Origin of the sequence: Cobetia crustatorum, from assembly GCF_000591415.1 — a bacterium.
GTDB classification, from domain to species: domain Bacteria; phylum Pseudomonadota; class Gammaproteobacteria; order Pseudomonadales; family Halomonadaceae; genus Cobetia; species Cobetia crustatorum.
In genome coordinates, this window is sequence record NZ_JEMF01000016.1 from 121,487 (window position 1) to 137,880 (window position 16,394).

Below are 16,394 nucleotides of genomic sequence, written 5' to 3' on the forward strand. Positions count from 1 at the left end.
ATGGGGCATTTGACGCAAAAGGACGTACAGCGTATTATTAAATTAGTTGAGGGTTGGCCGGAGCAAAAACTCACTTGGCCCTTACTCGTGGAGGCATGCAAAGAAAAGCTAGATATCAGCCGTGCTCGTCAGTCTCTGATGAAGCTACCTGCGGTTAATATGGCGATGAAAAACCGTAAAGTGGCATTGAAGGCTCCAATAGAAAAGGCGGGTTGGGTTAACGACATCCAAAAGGCGAATGAGCGAATTGAAGAGTTGACCAAGAATAATCGAAAGCTTAAGAGTGCTCTCCAAGATATGCATGCGTTATTCCTAACGTGGCAGGCAAACGCTGATATGTATGGTGTATCACAATCGATGCTTGAGCAGCCAGTATCTCAGCTTCAAAAGCGAACCTAAGTGGGGTTGGTCATCCTATTTTAGGATAATTTTTGTTAACGAATAATTGGTTGATATGGGTTGGTGATGGAGTTTTTTGTCCTTTACAGTTGAAGAAAAATATATAGCTTACAATTTAATTAAAAACATAGTTGAAGGATGAGGTAAAATTTTCTTTTTTATTTTTCAGGCTAGTTTATAGCTGGTGTATTGCTGTCGGGTCCCGTGTGATTGATTACCTGCCTGTGAAAAATCTCGGGCCGCTTTTTTGCCAATCTTTCATGGCTAATATCGTTGCCTGATGATGTAATGCCTTCTACTGGATGCAGTGATTGTAGAGCCAACAGTAATGCTTGAGTGTCTGTTCCAGGCCCTCCCTTGATTCGTAGCGCCGAGTCGCCAGCACATCGCTGATACGGCCATTGAAGCGCTCGACCATCCCGTTGGTTTGGGGGTGCCCCGGACGTATGAGCCGGTGCTCCACATGATGCTGTACACAGGCCTTGTCGAAGAGATGGCCCCTGTCGGCTTCTGTTCACCGCCCGACGTAAAACGACCGGTGAAACACTTCCCATTGTTTGTCAGCACCTTCTGAACCTTGAACGGCATCTTGTCGATAACGCGATGGAAGAACGCCTCTGCGTCTTTCGCTGACTTGCTGGAGCGCACCTCAAGATAGACCCATAGCGTGGCGCGGTCGATGGCCACGAACAGGTATCGTCGTTGGGTCTCATAGGGCATCTGCGGCAGGTACTTGATGTCGTTGTGCAGGTAGCCTGGCTCGTAGTCCCGAAAGGCCTTGGGAGCCTGCTTGTTGTCTTCCTGGTCCTGGCGTACCAGTTCAGCAAGCGCCGGCACCTGCCACCTTTTCAGCATCCGGTGCAAGGCAGCGCGAGAAAGGGGCAGATGAAGAAACTCACGAGCCACCACGAGGAGTTTATCCAGCCCCAGGCGAAGGAACGTTCTGGCAGCGATGAGCACTTCTTCCTGCTCCCTGTTGAGAGTGGCCAGGAGGTTATGACGCGTGTGAGGACGATCATATACGTCGTCTCGATGTAGCCACCGGCGGATGGTCATATCGCTCACGCCAGAGCGCTCCGCCAATATCGTGTCCGGGATGTGGGCAGGAGCGGCCTGGATCTAGGCACGAATCTTGGGTGTGGTAGTAGCTTGCTTATGAAGCTTGATGTCCATCTCGATGCTCCTAAATGAACTGACGAAGAAGTCCTCTAGCAGCAATCAAAGGATAGCTCCTTTTCGTCAATTGAACATCCGAGACCCTACAGTTAACCTATTTTGGGCGGACTGTAAGTGTATGGACTCATTGATTTGGGGATGAGGTTGATCATTCATACCCATCATCATGAGTTGTTTCGTTATGACGATGAATCTGTTTTCAATATCGGTGTCAATAGTATGATAGAACTGGAATTTCCAACTTTTTTTCCGGAAGATAGATAACTTATCTGGACATGAGGTTCCTTTAAGGGTTCAATTGGGAGTTGTTGGGTGATGTCCTGTGCCTTATAAGATCATTACAGGAATCTAGGAAACTAGTGGCTATTTAATAAGGGAAATTTGGATGATCAAAAGGTTCCGGTTGGAGCGGAAGTCTCAATATGAGAAGCTAGTTATTGCTCAGCGCTTATCGGATATGCTTGATAAGTTCCTTGACGGACGGCGCGCTTCACTCTCAATCGGGGCTGAAAAGGGTGGTATTGACGAATGGGATGACGTAGTTATCCTCCACTCTGCGGATTCCTTAGAGTATCTGCAGATCAAACGCCAAACTACAGATTTCTGCACCCAGAATTCAGATAAGACAAAACAGAAAGTCAAGGTGACAAAAGACGGATCTGCCCCTAATGAGCCTAAGGCTTCAGTCATTGATAAGGCATTCATTAGTCTCGCTAAGCACGCCGAATTAGGTACTTTTGACAGCCTTCCTAATCGTAAGTTTCAGCTAACCCTCGTTAGTACGAACTTGCAGATTAAAAAAGGCCTTAGAGTCGATCATTTGGAGGAACTGTGTGAACTATGTCGTAAGGATGGCCTTGATCTGAACGATCTTGCTAGTCGCGAGGACGGTCCCACTAAACAAAACTATCTATGGTTAACGACTTGGTGCGGTTTTAAAGATTGGGAGCAGATTCGAGATACTCTGCGTCTAGTCACCATAGCCTGCGTAGGCAACGATTTGGCTCTGGAACAACGCGCCGTTGAATCACTCGGACGTCACTTTTCCGATCCACAACGGACTCTTGGACGCCTCATAACTTACATCACTAGCGAGACATCTGATGTATCAGCTTTGGACTGCCATTCAGTAGCGCAAGAGCTCAAGGACGAGCTTCGCGCAGATATCGGAACCTGGGCCCAATATCATTTAGGTGATGAATCTCAGCTAATTGGCAAGTCATGGACTTTCGCGGGAACTCATGATCTTGGTGGAGTGACTCCTGGAACTGCACAGGGAGTTGTTGAGCACATGTGGAGCACTGAGCTCAGAAGTCGAAAGCTGAGGATATACGCTCCGTACACGCCCCCTTCTGGAGAAAATCTCACTCTTTCATCAGCAATACTGCGCATGGCTTTGCACTTGCCTAATGGCAGCCAGGGTCTAATGCTAGGCGAATCCACATGGCGCGATAGCGTCGGTTATGAAGTCGGGCACACACTCGGTTGTGGGGAGAGTGACCTAAAAAACCTCCCGTGGCTCGAAAACCCGGAGCGTCTTGCATGTACTTTGGATCATAAGTTCGAGACACAAGTCGCGATCCGGAAAGAAGCTGAGGCGCTCGCAAACGCTATGGACGAGCTCGTATGGCAACGTCTCATAGAGAGCGTTACTGATAAGTTTACGCGCATTACTGATATAGACCTTGCTGAAGCCATGGAAAATGTTTGGCTAAGTTGGTTAGCGGATTTTAATAGCAATTCAAAAAGCCGTCGAAAATTCCTAGAACAACTTCTGTATCCAGAGACAGAAGGGAAAAATCCGAAGCACGCGCTTCGATTGGGGCCCCGCACCTTAGAGCTTCTGGTCACTGCAGTTGAAACTCTGCTGTTGGTTGCAGTGGGGGTTGCTGGAAACGGTACCAACTGGGCTTCTTTCCCGGATTGTAGGCAGGTACTGAGTATCGCCATTAAATACTGGTCTGGCCCCGTAGGCCACGCTCCAGAAGTCCGTGAACTGTCTGATGATCATTTGACATCGGTTACCGGCCCTTCCCCAGCACCTATTGTAATTCTGTCAGGCGTGAGTGCTTCTCCTTCAGAGCTCTTGAACATAGGGATGGCTGATGACGCTGAGACGGCTACTAGTATGGCGGCCGAACGCCAGCCGTATCTTCTCGTTACACGGTCTAGGGTTTTTCAGCACCTGCGTAGGGGCACTTTGGCCTCTGTCCAAAAACACTTTATCCAGCAATCGCAAGATCGACTGCGTGCCCGACAGTCAGCCATCGAGACGAATGCGAAAGGAACCTGAAATGCTAAAAATCTCGGAGATGACTGAGGCAATCTTGAAGCGTGCCGAAGGTCGCTATGAAGTTAATATACCTGATACATTTGGATTTGCATTGCCGCCGAATGACGTTGACTCCGCTACGGTGCAACTAAAACGTATCGGTAATGAAGGTGCGGGTTGGCGAACAGTATTGATAGCAGCCTTTCCCTTCGATTTGGCAAAGATCCAAAGCGCGTTTCGATGGGGTGCGGATATCCGTGACTTGCTTCCAGAGCCACAAATAGCCGACCTGTACATGTTTATGCTCATCGAGAGCATATCTCAAGAAGACGCGGCACGTCTTGAGGCTGATGATCGCTTCTGTAGAAAGATAGTTGCTCGAGAGCCGGAAGATGTTGACTCTTTTCTAGACCGTAGTTTCTTAGCGATACTTTCGCCTATAGGTCGTTCAGACACCATCAGTGATCCACTTTTAGCGTCTTTGAGTTCACTGGGCCGAGAGCATTCATGGGTGGTGCCGCACTTGGATACATGGCGAGAATTACTGCTGTCTGGAAAATCGGGTGGTGATATTGCTGAAGACCTGAAAATTTCGGCGTTTAGTGACGAGGAATCCCAATGAAGCAGTTGAAGTCTATTACGCTTTCCAACATCCGTAGATTTGGCTCCGATACCACTATTGAAATTAGTCCGGGTGCAACTATTCTTCTGGCTCCGAATGGTACTGGAAAGACGTCCGTATTCGAAGCTATCGAGTTCGGCCTCACCGGCAAGATTTCTCGACTAGGCGAAAACCTTTCTCCAATCATTCGAGACACTCAAACCATGGCTCGAGTGAGCCTAGATTTCGGTGACATGCAGGCCACTTCTCAGGTGAGTAACATTGGTAAAATTGAGAGATGGGGCGACTTAAGCTCTCTTTTTCCAGATGTATTACCTGAAGACATACCGTTCCTGCTTAGACTTACCCATTTGCTTGATCAACATGAGGCGGAATGGCTGGTAAAGGCAGATGCCAAAGTTGCAGGCTCTCAATTAGCTCGGTTGCCGATTGGTAAGGATGGCAGCCAGGTGAGTTCTGCCCTTGTCGGCATTCGTCGCGCACTTACAGAGCAACTGAAACAAGCTAAGAAAGCTATCGAAACACTTGAAGCCGAGTTTGAGGAATGGCTAAGCTTGACTCGTGAGCGTGATCTAGCTGCTTCTCAGTCCCAAGAGTCACTTCGTAGCAAAGAGCATATCGCTGACTCCATTTCAGGTATTGCTCGTCAGACTAAAAGCTTCGAACAGTTACCGGCAGGTCTACTGATGCAGCCGTTGGACCAAAATGGCTTGGAAGCGTTACACGATGCATTGGAGCAATTGGTGCAAGCTAAGCTAGACCAGCTTCGTGAGCAAATTACGGCGTTGACTAAGGTTGATGGCATCATAGCTCAGTTCGTTTCTGAGCAAGCACGTTCGGAGAAGCTTGGTAACGAACTTGTTACTGCTACGCATGAGCTTGAACAGAAGAAACAGGAGCGAGCCACAGTAGCTGCACATCATGAGAAACTCCAGAAGGAGTTGGTCACTGCAGAAGGTGAGCGTGATGCCATCGCTCAGCAGATCGAATGGTACGTAAATGAGACCCAGGCTAAGGAGGCTGTGGATCAACGTAAGCATCTACTGGAGACCGCTGACAAGGTTCTTGCCAGTGCTGAGTCCCAGGTTGCTATTTTACGTAGCGAGCATGAATACAATGAGCAGCTCGGCATACAGCATGAGTTCATCGAGAAACAACGCAAGGCGTTGCTACAAAAAGATGAGGAGCTTCTCAATGCTTATAAACTTTTGGATCGCTGGGAACAGACGCTTCAGCAGGACGCAGATGTCCAGGGCTCCATCAGTAGTGAAGAGGCGAAAGAAAATGTCCTTCAAGAACGTCTCCGAGCCTCGGTTTCGTTAAGAGTATCGGCTGAAACTGAGGTTCTGGCCGCGAAGAGCCACCACGAGAGTTTGACCTCGGCTGCTGATTCGATACGGCAAGCCGTGGCGTCCATTGCGGCTCACCTACCAAGCGATCGCGGTGACTGCCCCTTATGTGGCGAAGAGCACGGAGACGTAGTTCTACATGAACGTGTAGCTAAGGCGTTGGAGGCTATCGACCCTAATGTTCTTGACGCTGAACGACGGAGCAAGAAAGCAACAGATACTTTGCGCAAATGTGTAGAAGAAGTAACACATATAGAATCAGAATTGAGCTCATGCAAGGACAGAATTGCTGAGCTTTATTCTCAGCAGAAAAACTTAGATGAAGAAATTAACCACTTCAGAAATAACTCTTTGCTCGACGGAGATACAGTAACACTTGCGAGAGAGTCGATACAGTACCGTGAAGATGCAAATGTAGTAGCCAAGCTCCAGCTCGATGAGAAACAACGTAATCTTGCGCCGCCACTAGGCCATGATGTCTTTGAGCAGACCAAAAACGCCTACGATTCGGCTATTCGTTCATTAGATTCCGCGCAGCAGGGCCGAGCACATGCTAGCAGCAGGCTCGAGCAGGCGACCGCGGCATTGGCAGCGTTCACTACAGACACTCCGCCAGAAAAAACGCTTGAAGAGTTATCCTTTGCGCAAAATCAAAATGCTAAAAAGATCGCAGAGCTCATCGCTAATCTGACGGCAGAGGAGTCTGCTTCGGGGCGGAAGAAGGCTCAACTGATCGAAGTTATGAATAGGATCTCTGATCTGGAAAAAGACTTATCTTATGTCCAATCTCGACTTGATGATGTTCGAGCATCCTGGCGCCAACTAGCATTTTCTGGTGATCCAACTACTGAGGTTGCGAGGAGTCGAGAGGCTCAGTTGCAGTCTGTTGTCACCGATCTGGCTCGGCACACAGAAACACTACAAACTATTAAAATTGAAATTGGTGCTTGGCGCAAATTGGAGCAGGCACGCCTCGCTCAGAGTATCCTTGATCGTAGGCGGGGCGAGTTATCGGAGGCTGAATTTACTAACAATCTTCGTCAGCTAATGGAGCAAGAAAAATCGAGCCAAGAGCATCTATTGCAGCTATCCGGTGCCATGGACACGCTCGATAAGTCTCTAGGAAAAGAAATTGCTAATGTTCAACAATACGTGCTATCTGTGGTTCCGCGATGGCAGGCGCTCTTAAAGCGAGTAGTTAGAGAACAACGTTTTACCGAGACTAATCTGGATTTACGCAGTTCCTATAGAAAGGAACGAGCTAAGGTATCGGTACCACTACATGGGGAGTCAGTTCCAGTGCCGGCGATAGCTAGTGAGGCTCAGCTGACGGATTTGCAACTGACTTTTCTGCTGTCAATGGCACTGGATCATTCATGGTCTCCCTGGCGTGGTCTGCTTCTAGACGACCCAACCCAACATCATGACTTGGTACATGCAGCTTCAGTATTCGATGTGCTTCGTGATTATATTGTCGATCATGGTTTCCAGGTCGTAATTGCAACCCATGACGCTCTTCAAGCTCGTTACTTCATGCGTAAGTTACAAAATGACGGGATCGAAGCTCGCATATGGTCTCTCGCTCCAACCCCTGAGGGCGTTATTGCCTCAGAAAGTCCATGGCCGGGTAGAAGTTAGCCCTTTCGGAAATGATAGTGGCTCTTTCAGTTCTAGACTGGGCGGTCTCAAGTTCCAAGTGCAATGCTATTAAGGGGGGCTCGGACCGCCGAGGTAGTTCTTGAGTACCTCGGCGTAGACTTCCTGTGGAGATCGCCAATCTATTGTCTGGTGAGCCCGTGTGTTCAGTGAGTCGGCGATCTCGTCGAGCTCTGCCTGGCTGTAGACGGAGAGATCCGTGCCCTTTGGCAAATACTGACGCAACAGTCCGTTGGTTTTCTCGTTCGAACCTCGCTCAGGAGCTATGCGGGGCAGCAAAGTAGATCGTCGTGCCGGTCTTCTGGGTGATCTCGGAATGTTTCACCATCTCTCTGCCTTGATTGTAGATCATGGACAAGCGCATTAATCGCGGCACCTCGTTTAGCTTGTAGCTGGAGCCAACGGCCGCTGCGGTGGTGCCATCCACTTTTGCCAGAGTAACCAATCGCGTGGTGCATTCGACCAGCGTACCGACGGCAGCGCGATTGTTGGCGCCGATGATGAGATCGCTCATAGTGGCCAGGCCTTAAGCGATCTTCGACCTCAGGCAGTCGCGCGTGGATGCTGATCAGATCGGGGATCTAGTTGTGGCGATCTGTTCCACGACTTCGTGGCCGGCGTTTGCCGTTGCCTTGTCGCAGGCAGGCGGCTACCGAGGGGCATCACATAGACCGCGTTATAGATGGCCTCGTGCGAGACTTGTCGACGTGAATCGTAGGGAGACATGCGCTTTAGTGTGCGGGTTATCTGACGCGGTGACTAGTTGCGCAGCATATGGACCGCAACATTCAAACAACTCCCCGTCAGAGTGAAGTTTGGGGCGCCTACGGGGCCGATGGTGTGTTATGCGAGCCTGGTAGCCTACGAGGCTGTCATCGTAGCCATGGATGGAGTGGCGAGCGATTTCTAGCGACACGATACTCGACTTGCGGCCCAGATGATGGACGATAGCTCGGGGCGAGTGATTCGCTTCCATCATCATGATATCGGCTCGGTCTTCAGCAGAAAGATGGCGATAGCAGTGGTTCATAGCAACACCGTACCTGATGGGTCACGAGTTGTGTCGGGTTTCGTCTAATTGATTACAGCCTAAGTAAACAGCTCTAGTCGTTCGGCCAGCCACTCTTTCATTAATGCAATAGGTGCCCTGCGGTGTAGTGCTTTCGAGAAATATTTGCAATACCACCCCGAGTATCTGTTCTAAATCCTCATTCGAGTCATAGCGCTGAGTAGCTTTGTTATCGACTTTTGTAGAATAAAATATACCGAGGGAGATGGTGGGTGTGACCTAGGGCAAGCGTATATTGCAGGTTGTCATAATTGTCAGTATGAAAAAAGACCCTGGGTATTCTTTATCGATGGGCTATGGAGTTGTGTATCTTGTTTTGATAGAGGACGGAAGGCAGTTGCATGCCAGAATCGTGATGAATTCGTAACTGGCGACATGAATAAAATCAACTATTTTGCTTGTTGTAAGTGCGAGAATGATGCGCGGAATTGGTTTTGAAATTATAGCTTTGACGACTCTAGACAAGGAGATGGTTACTACGCTGCAGTACATACTAATGACATTATAACCTATGTCACTTGTTTTTGAATCGGATGTCAAAAAGTTAAGTTTTGAGATATAAGTCACCCTGGGGGTGTCTAAGTTAACAAAAATACTGATTTTCTATAGATTTCGAGCTCAAAATTCCTGTGTAACCAACCCTAAGGCTCTTTAATCTATGGTCTAACACCCCCCACCCACAAAAGTTAACGAAAAATTTATGGGGTAGATCGGCTGATTGCGCCATGGAATTCCAATTAGGTTGGAGAATGGAATGACGCGCTGATGATAGTGCCCGCCGACACGCTTGACCAGTCGAGTAGCATGTATGTCATTCCCTTCATCACTTGCCTTTATCGATGAAAGCACCGCATCAAACGCTGCCAGAAAAGGAAATTATTCCTCTTCGCCCCAATCAGTGGCGTCCAGCACTTCTTCATCGTCCGCTTCTTCATCCCAGCCTTCACGGATGGCGCGTGCCAATGCGCGCTCCTCCATCAGTGCTTCCAGGCGTTGGCGAGAGTCGCTGCGTGCGGACTTGCTCTGAGCGCGGGTGATGGGAAGCTCTAAATCGGCCTCACTTGGGACATCTTCGGACAATGCGGTGGCATCAATATCGTCGAGGAATTGCTCGCGGGCCATGGGCGGACCTCCCGATCATGAAACAGGCTGCCCAACGACAGGCGTCAGACACCGCCGCCGGCATCGTGCCGAGGGCTCATTCGCTATATAGCGTCCACGGCAGACGATGACAAGTCTTTCACGTGAGATGTGGGTTCTCGTCGCATGTACAGACTCGGCTATAAATGCGCTATCGGCTTCGATCATGATGAGTGGATATGACAACGCACCAAAGGGTGGGCGTTGTCATATATCAATGCCTGCGTGTAATGCCTACGTGTTCAGTCGGCGCTGATGCCTTGAGCGGCGCGCAGGCGCTCAAGCTCCTCATGGGCGGTCATCAGGTCGGTGACATCCTTCTGCACCCCGATAAAATATTGCAGATTGTCGTGTTCATCGAAGACGGGCGTCATGGAAAGCTCGTTCCAGAACAGGCTGCCATCCTTGCGGTAGTTGCGCAGGATCTCTCGGCATGGGCGCTTTTCGCGTAGTGCATCACGCACGCGATCCAGTTGTGGCTGATCGCGATCATCATTTTGCAAGAAGCGGCAGTCGCGATAGAGCACTTCGTCGGCGCTGTAACCGGTGAGACGTTCGAAGCCCTGATTGACGTAGATCAGGATGTTCTCGTCGCCTTCCTGCTCGGCCACCACGATGCCATCATCCGAGGCATTCACGACTCTCTCGAGCAGCTCGGGGCTGATCATGTGAGGTCTTTTCATCTGACTCTGATCCTTGCGGCAGAAGGACCCGGCCACCAGGACCGAGCCTGAGAAAACTGGATAAATGGGCGCTTGTCCGTGCTTTTGAACCTTGCAGCACCTTGATGGGTTTACTATGGCGGGGCTCAGTGGCTTATGCAATCACAGCCGCTAATGTGATGGCGTTGTCAGGCGTGCGCGCCGCGGCCAGGCTCAATCATCTTCCACCTCGGGTAATCGTTGGGCATAGAGAGCGGCGCAGGCAGCGACACCCGCCAGAATCAGTAGTAGCCATTCACTGCCCAGCCATTGTGCCAGCCCGCCGATCATCAGTCCCAGTACCAACATCAGCACGCCGGTCAAGGTGTTGGAGAGTGCAACATATAGCGCGCGATTATCGGCGCTGGCGAGGTCGACCACATAGGTCTTGCGACCGAGTCGGATGCCAGAATGCGCCACTACCAGTGCGCCATACACCAGTGCGTAGCTCCAGACATTGTTGGACAGTGTGTCAGGCCACCACATCATGCTGCCGGCCACGGCGCAGCAGGCCGCGGCGCCTGCACCCGCATTGCGCATCACACGTCGGCTGGAAGTGTCGGCAAGCTTGCCCCAGATAGGGCTCGCGACCATGCCAGCAAGGCCGGAGACCACGACCAGTACGCCCAACCCGCCGAGGCTCTCGCCACTTTGCTGCTGGCCCAGCAGAGCGATGTAGGGCAGCGCCAATGCGCTGGACAGCAGCAGAGCGCGGGCCAGATTGAAGTTACGGAAAGCGGCATCATGCTTGAGCAGGCTGAATCCTTCGCGCACGGTATCCCAAGCATTGGCGCCGCCGCCCGTCGCGCCGCTATCTTCCTGAATCAGCGCAGCGCACACGGCATTGAGTGTCCAGCCTAGCGCGGCGATGGTCATCAGGATGGCTAGCACCTGTTGTCCGGGCTGCTGCCCCATCAGCATCAGTGACCCACCCGCAATCAGTGTCATTGCACCGGCCACGCTGCCGCTCCAGCCCATCAAGCGGCCACGGCGCTGCTTGGCGATCGTCTTGCCCAGCACATCCTTGGTCGCGATCGAGGCCACACCACGTCCCAGAGACAGTATGACCAGCAGTACCAGCATCAGGCTGCCTGCCAAGGTGCCGTCCAGGCCATGACGAGATGGTGAGTCACCTTCGGCCAGCAGAGTGAGAATGACCAATCCAAGCGCCATCAATGCTTGTAACGTAGCCCCTGCGGCCCACACCCATTTGCGCTGAGGCAGTGGGCGGATAAACCCCGCCACCAGCAATTGCGGCAGAAGGGCACCGGCTTCTCGAATCGGTACCAGCAGGCCGACCATCCATATCGGTGCACCGATCAGGCCCAATAGCCACGGCAGTACCAGACGTGCGCTAGCCAGCTCGTCGGCGAGTTTGGTGCCCAGCGAGGCCAGCAGGTGACGCATGAAGTTGCCGGATTGCTGATGGCAGGCATCTTCAGAAATATCCTTGCATATGCGCGAGTCTTCATCGCCCGTCATACGCTCGAAAAAGCGACTCTGTGCGGCACTTGATGAAGAAGAAGCAGAAGCAGAAACAGGCGAGGGGTCTTGCATGAGAGGCTCCGCAGATTGACGGCTGAGACGCCATTATCATGCGTCAGTCAATCAATGCCCAGTGCAGGGCTGGCAACTGGGCCTTGACCTTGCGGTATCACTGCAGTGAAGTGAGCGCAGCGCCCCATTTTCCAACGACAGGAAAGCATGCACTCATGGAACACTCATCCACTCTCAAGATTCGTATTCACTATTGCACTGGCTGCAACTGGCTGTTGAGGGCCGCCTGGTATGCACAGGAGCTACTCTCCACCTTCGGGGAGGACCTTGGCGAGGTTGCCCTCGCGCCCAGTCATGGCGGCCATTTCGAAGTGCTCTGTCAGGCATCTCCCGATACCGAATGGCAGGTACTGTGGGAGCGCAAGCGCGAGGGAGGCTTCCCTGACAGTCGTGATCTCAAGCAGCGTGTGCGCGATGTACTCGACCCTGAACGCGATCTCGGTCATATCGACCGTGTCAGCCGCGAACAGGGCACCACTTCGTCTTGAACGGTTTCACCACCATTTCTTGCGCTTGAGCAGCCACATCTGCATCGCCACCACGCCGAGAATCATGCCGGCGAAGATAGTGAAGCCCCACGGACTATCGCTGCCGGGAATGCCGCCGACATTGACGCCTAGCAGGCCGGTGAGAAAACCCAGCGGCAGGAAGACGGCAGTGATGACGGACAGCAGATACATGCGCTGGTTGAGCTGCTCGTTGTGTTCACTCGTGCGCTGCTCGTGAATGATCAACGCGCGTTCTTGCATGGCCTGGAAATCTTCCACATAGCGCGATAGCTGGTTGGCAATCTCACGAAGGTCGAGCCGTGCTGACTCATCGATCCATAGCGGCCCCTGCGCGAGCTGGGCGAGGCAGTCACGTTGTGGGCCCATGAAACGGCGCAAGGTGATCAGCGGGCGGCGCAGGCGGGTGATGTCATCAGGATCAATATCCACATCATTGAGCTGATCCTCCTCGATGACGGCCAGCTGCTCATCGAGGCGATGGCTGAGTTCAGCCACGCGGTCCACCAGTGCGTCACTGATCATCGCCAATAGCCAGGAGATACTCTCGGCACCTTGCCCCGCTTCAAGCTGTTCACGTACCTGGGTTATTGACTGAAAAGGGCGCCGACGCAGGGTGATCAGTCGTGTTGGATTCATCCACAGGCGCAGCGAGAGTAAGTCTTCCGGTGCAGCACCAGGATTGAGGTTGATGCCGCGCAGCGTCGTGACCATGCCTCCTCCGAAACGTGCCACGCGAGGGCGGGTATCCAGTTCAGTCAGCGCCTCGATGCTGGGGTCATCCAACTGGGCAATACCCTCGAGGTAGTCGTTGACGTCACCACGGGTGTAGTCGAGGTGCATCCAGATCAGGGCCTCGGGGTTTTGCCATTCACGGCGTAACTCGGCGTCATCCAGCAAGGTACCGCCACCCTTGCCATCGAGGCGATAGGCGCTAACCAGTGCTGTAGTGGGCGGGTCTTGAGCAGGTAGTGCCTGCGGATCAGTTACAGGAGTCATTCACGAGATTCCTTTCAATGGCCCCGCTTGCAGCGGTAGGCAGGGCGCGCCATGCTCGAGCTTGTCGCCAGAGCGCCATGGCAGCTGTCATTATCGTTGCCAGGAAGGCAATACCAGAAATGTGAGGAAGGATGCCATGAGTCAGGACAGGGAAGCCATGCTTTACGGGCTCGGTGCGGTTGGCTTGTGGTCGACCGTCGCGACCGCCTTCAAGCTTGCATTGGTGCAGATGACGCCGCTGGAGCTGGTGTGGTTGGCGGCGCTGGTTTCCTGGCTGCTGATCGGTGTGCTGATGTGGCGCCAGGGCAAGTTGCGTGAAGCGCTTACGACAGGGTGGCGAGGAGGATGGCGTACGGCGCTATGGGCGGGGTTGATGAATCCGGTCGGCTACTATCTGGTGCTGTTCGGTGCCTATGCACGCCTGCCGGGGCAAGAGGCCATGGCACTGAATTATACCTGGCGCTGGCGATGGCCTTTCTCGCGGTACCGATTCTGGCGCAGCGGCTGACGCGAATCGATGTCGCAGCAGGGCTGATCGCTTACGCCGGTGTGTGGACCATCGCCACCCGTGGCGAGGTGTTCAACGTGGCCTTCGCTGATCCGCTAGGTGTCGGGTTAGCGCTGGGCTCGACGTTATTATGGGCACTTTACTGGCTACTGAATGCGCGTGATGCGCGCGCGCCGTTGGTGGCTCAGTGGCAAAACTTCAGCGTCGCGGTGCCAGTGCTGACAGTGTTGGTCGCGATAGGGCCGGGGTTCGGTAATTTCATCGGCGAGAGTGCTAATCCGCAGGCGCTGGCGGCGGGCGTCTATGTCGGGCTGTGTGAGATGGGCATCGCTTCGTGCTGTGGCAAATGGCAGTTCACAAGGTGTCGCGCACCGCCAAGGTGTCCAATCTGATCTTCCTGTCACCGCCCATCTCACTGACGCTGCTGCACTTCATCGTCGGAGAGCCAATCCTCACCTCGACCCTTGCTGGATTGATACTGATACTTGCCGGATTGGGTCTGCAACAGTTACAGAAAACGCCCGCACCGCTAGAAGTCTAGAGCTACATCGTTAGAGATCTAGCCATTTTTCTTGTCGTCGTCTGGCAGGATCAGTCGCTCGGCATCCACCACGATCAGCGGATCCGGTGTGCCGATCAGCTTACTGTCCTTGCCGGGGTAATCGAGTTGACTGAGCACATGACGTAGTGCGCCGATGCGGGCGCGGCGTTTGTCGTCGGAACGAATCAGTGTCCAGGGCGCGTGTCGGCTGTGGGTGCGCGCGAACATGGCCTCGGCGGCATTGGTGTACTCATCCCACTTCTCCTGCGCCACGGCGTCCATCGGTGATAGCTTCCAATGGGTCAGCGGGTCTGCGGCGCGCTTGGCAAAACGATTGGATTGCTCTTCGCGGGATACCGAGAAGTACAGTTTTACCAGGTGCAGGCCGTCTTCGACCCACAGACGCTCCTGTTGAGGCACCTGTACGAGGAAGCGCTCGACTTCCTCTTGTGTGGCGAAGTCCATCACCGTCTCGACGCCGGCACGGTTGTACCAGCTGCGATCGAACAGCACGATCTCGCCACTGGTCGGAAAGCGCGTCACATAGCGCTGGAAGTACCACTGACCCTTTTCCGTCTCATTGGGTTTGTCCAATGCGACGATGCGCGCAAAGCGGGGATTGAGGTACTCCATGAAGCGTTTGATAGTGCCGCCCTTGCCCGCAGCATCACGACCTTCAAAGACGATGGCCAGTCGTTCACCACTGTCGCGCAGCCAATGCTGGACCTTGAGCAGTTCGATCTGCAGCGCGCGCTTTTCGGCTTTGTAGAGCTTGCGTTTGAGGCGCTCGTCATAGGGATAGGCATCACTGGAGACTGGCCCCAGTGTCATGCGTGGGCCCTTGAGGACGTCTTTCTGCTTGGAGTTGCTGGTGTTCTTGTCGTTTTTCTTGTCGCTCTTGTGCTTGTCAGCTTTGCTCATGGCGTTGCTCTCTGGTGGGGAGGCCAAAACGGTCGCGACACGCAGTAGATAGCCATCTCTTGCTTGTCATCTCGCGGCAAGGTTGGTGCGTGCAGGCTGTCAGCATGGCGCATGGACGGCTCGGCAATGAGGCATGATCATTCCGCGAGAGGTTCCAGTGTTGGCCAGATGATATCCAGCAACATCGGTTGAGCCTTGGCGGTGGGGTGGATGCGGTCTTGCTGCATCAGCTTTTGACTGGCTGGCGCAGTAGCAATGCCCTCGAGGATGAAGGGCACCAGCGGTACCGAGTATTCGCTTTCCAGCGTGCGGTAGACCTGACGGAAAGCATCGGTATAGGCCGGGCCATAGTTGGGCGGTATCTCGATGCCCAGTAGCACCGGTTGGGCGCCGCTATCCTTGACCGACTCCAGCATGCTGGCCAGATTGGCTTGCATGCGGGTAGGAGGTAGGCCGCGCAGTCCATCGTTGCCGCCCAGCTCGATCATCACCAGTGACGGATGATGTTTGTCGAGCAGGGCTGGCAGACGATTGAGTCCACCTTCGGTGGTGTCGCCGCTGATGCTGGCATTGATGACCTGCGGTGCATCCTCGCCCAGAGCCTCGTCGAGGCGCTCGTCGAGCAGTGCGACCCAGCCTTGGCTGCTGTCAATGCCATACCCGGCCGAGATGGAATCGCCCACCACCAGCCACGGACCTTCAGCGGTAGCAAACGCGGCTTGTGGGCTCAGCATCAACAGGCTGACCAACATGGCGGGGGCGAGCGTCTTTCTCAGCGTCGGCAGAAGGCGGCGCGAGGGAGTATTTCTGTACACGCGGGCCAGGTGCCATCCGAACAGTATTCGCATTGATCATCTCCGTCTTCATCGGGCGTTGTCCGAGCTGTCTTTTCAGACACATTGTATGCAGGTAGGTAGATACACTTTCAGGTTGCCATCTTCGATCATCATCTCTTGAGCCAGGGCCCAGGCCCGATTC

At 53.2% G+C, this 16,394-nt stretch carries 11 protein-coding genes and 3 pseudogenes; 6 read left to right on the plus strand and 8 right to left on the minus strand.

Annotated features, from left to right (window positions below):
• A complete protein-coding gene (locus BF12_RS0103935; protein ID WP_024951140.1) occupies positions 1–399 on the plus strand; it encodes a hypothetical protein in 399 nt (132 codons plus the stop codon).
• A gap of 170 nt (positions 400–569) precedes the next feature.
• On the opposite strand, the pseudogene BF12_RS18585 reads toward BF12_RS0103935, so the two are convergent.
• Positions 570–1,518: pseudogene (locus BF12_RS18585) on the minus strand (DDE-type integrase/transposase/recombinase).
• A gap of 442 nt (positions 1,519–1,960) precedes the next feature.
• On the opposite strand from BF12_RS18585, the gene BF12_RS0103945 reads away from it, so the two are divergent.
• The 3 genes from BF12_RS0103945 to BF12_RS0103955 are packed head-to-tail and all read left to right on the plus strand — an operon-like array spanning position 1,961 to position 7,456.
• Positions 1,961–3,868, plus strand: coding sequence for an ABC-three component system protein (locus BF12_RS0103945; RefSeq protein WP_024951141.1), 1,908 nt, complete (start codon positions 1,961–1,963; stop codon positions 3,866–3,868).
• A 1-nt stretch (position 3,869) separates the two neighbouring features.
• Positions 3,870–4,469, plus strand: coding sequence for an ABC-three component system middle component 1 (locus BF12_RS0103950; protein ID WP_024951142.1), 600 nt, complete (start codon positions 3,870–3,872; stop codon positions 4,467–4,469).
• A complete protein-coding gene (locus BF12_RS0103955; protein ID WP_024951143.1) occupies positions 4,466–7,456 on the plus strand; it encodes an AAA family ATPase in 2,991 nt (996 codons plus the stop codon). Before BF12_RS0103950 ends, BF12_RS0103955 begins: the two co-directional genes overlap by 4 nt.
• Positions 7,457–7,525: 69 nt before the next feature.
• On the opposite strand, the pseudogene BF12_RS23675 reads toward BF12_RS0103955, so the two are convergent.
• The 4 genes and pseudogenes from BF12_RS23675 to BF12_RS0103975 all read right to left on the minus strand — a co-directional run bounded on the left by BF12_RS23675 (position 7,526) and on the right by BF12_RS0103975 (position 11,941).
• Positions 7,526–8,504 (minus strand): annotated as a pseudogene (locus BF12_RS23675) (IS30 family transposase).
• Between the two features lie 915 nt (positions 8,505–9,419).
• Positions 9,420–9,665: a PA3496 family putative envelope integrity protein gene (locus BF12_RS0103965; protein WP_024951145.1), complete on the minus strand. Its 246-nt coding sequence runs from the start codon at positions 9,663–9,665 to the stop codon at positions 9,420–9,422.
• A gap of 260 nt (positions 9,666–9,925) precedes the next feature.
• Positions 9,926–10,366 (minus strand): PAS sensor domain-containing protein, encoded by a 441-nt coding sequence (locus BF12_RS0103970; protein ID WP_024951146.1) that lies wholly within the window; start codon positions 10,364–10,366, stop codon positions 9,926–9,928.
• 192 nt (positions 10,367–10,558) lie between these two features.
• Positions 10,559–11,941: an MFS transporter gene (locus BF12_RS0103975; protein ID WP_024951147.1), complete on the minus strand. Its 1,383-nt coding sequence runs from the start codon at positions 11,939–11,941 to the stop codon at positions 10,559–10,561.
• Positions 11,942–12,096: 155 nt separating this feature from the next.
• On the opposite strand from BF12_RS0103975, the gene BF12_RS0103980 reads away from it, so the two are divergent.
• Positions 12,097–12,429, plus strand: coding sequence for an Rdx family protein (locus tag BF12_RS0103980; protein WP_024951148.1), 333 nt, complete (start codon positions 12,097–12,099; stop codon positions 12,427–12,429).
• Positions 12,430–12,435: 6 nt separating this feature from the next.
• Here BF12_RS0103980 and BF12_RS0103985 read toward each other — a convergent pair whose 3' ends face one another.
• Positions 12,436–13,446 carry a zinc transporter ZntB gene (locus BF12_RS0103985; RefSeq protein WP_024951149.1) on the minus strand — a complete coding sequence of 337 codons (1,011 nt, stop codon included), beginning with the start codon at positions 13,444–13,446 and terminating at the stop codon, positions 12,436–12,438.
• 136 nt (positions 13,447–13,582) lie between these two features.
• On the opposite strand from BF12_RS0103985, the pseudogene BF12_RS18595 reads away from it, so the two are divergent.
• A pseudogene (locus BF12_RS18595) lies at positions 13,583–14,495 on the plus strand (DMT family transporter).
• Between the two features lie 18 nt (positions 14,496–14,513).
• On the opposite strand, the gene ppk2 reads toward BF12_RS18595, so the two are convergent.
• Both ppk2 and BF12_RS0104000 read right to left on the minus strand, forming a co-directional pair.
• On the minus strand, positions 14,514–15,416 hold the full coding sequence (ppk2, locus tag BF12_RS18600; RefSeq protein ID WP_024951150.1) for a polyphosphate kinase 2: 903 nt from the start codon (positions 15,414–15,416) through the stop codon (positions 14,514–14,516).
• Positions 15,417–15,553: 137 nt separating this feature from the next.
• Positions 15,554–16,264, minus strand: coding sequence for an arylesterase (locus BF12_RS0104000; protein WP_084487961.1), 711 nt, complete (start codon positions 16,262–16,264; stop codon positions 15,554–15,556).
• Positions 16,265–16,394: the final 130 nt, after the last annotated feature.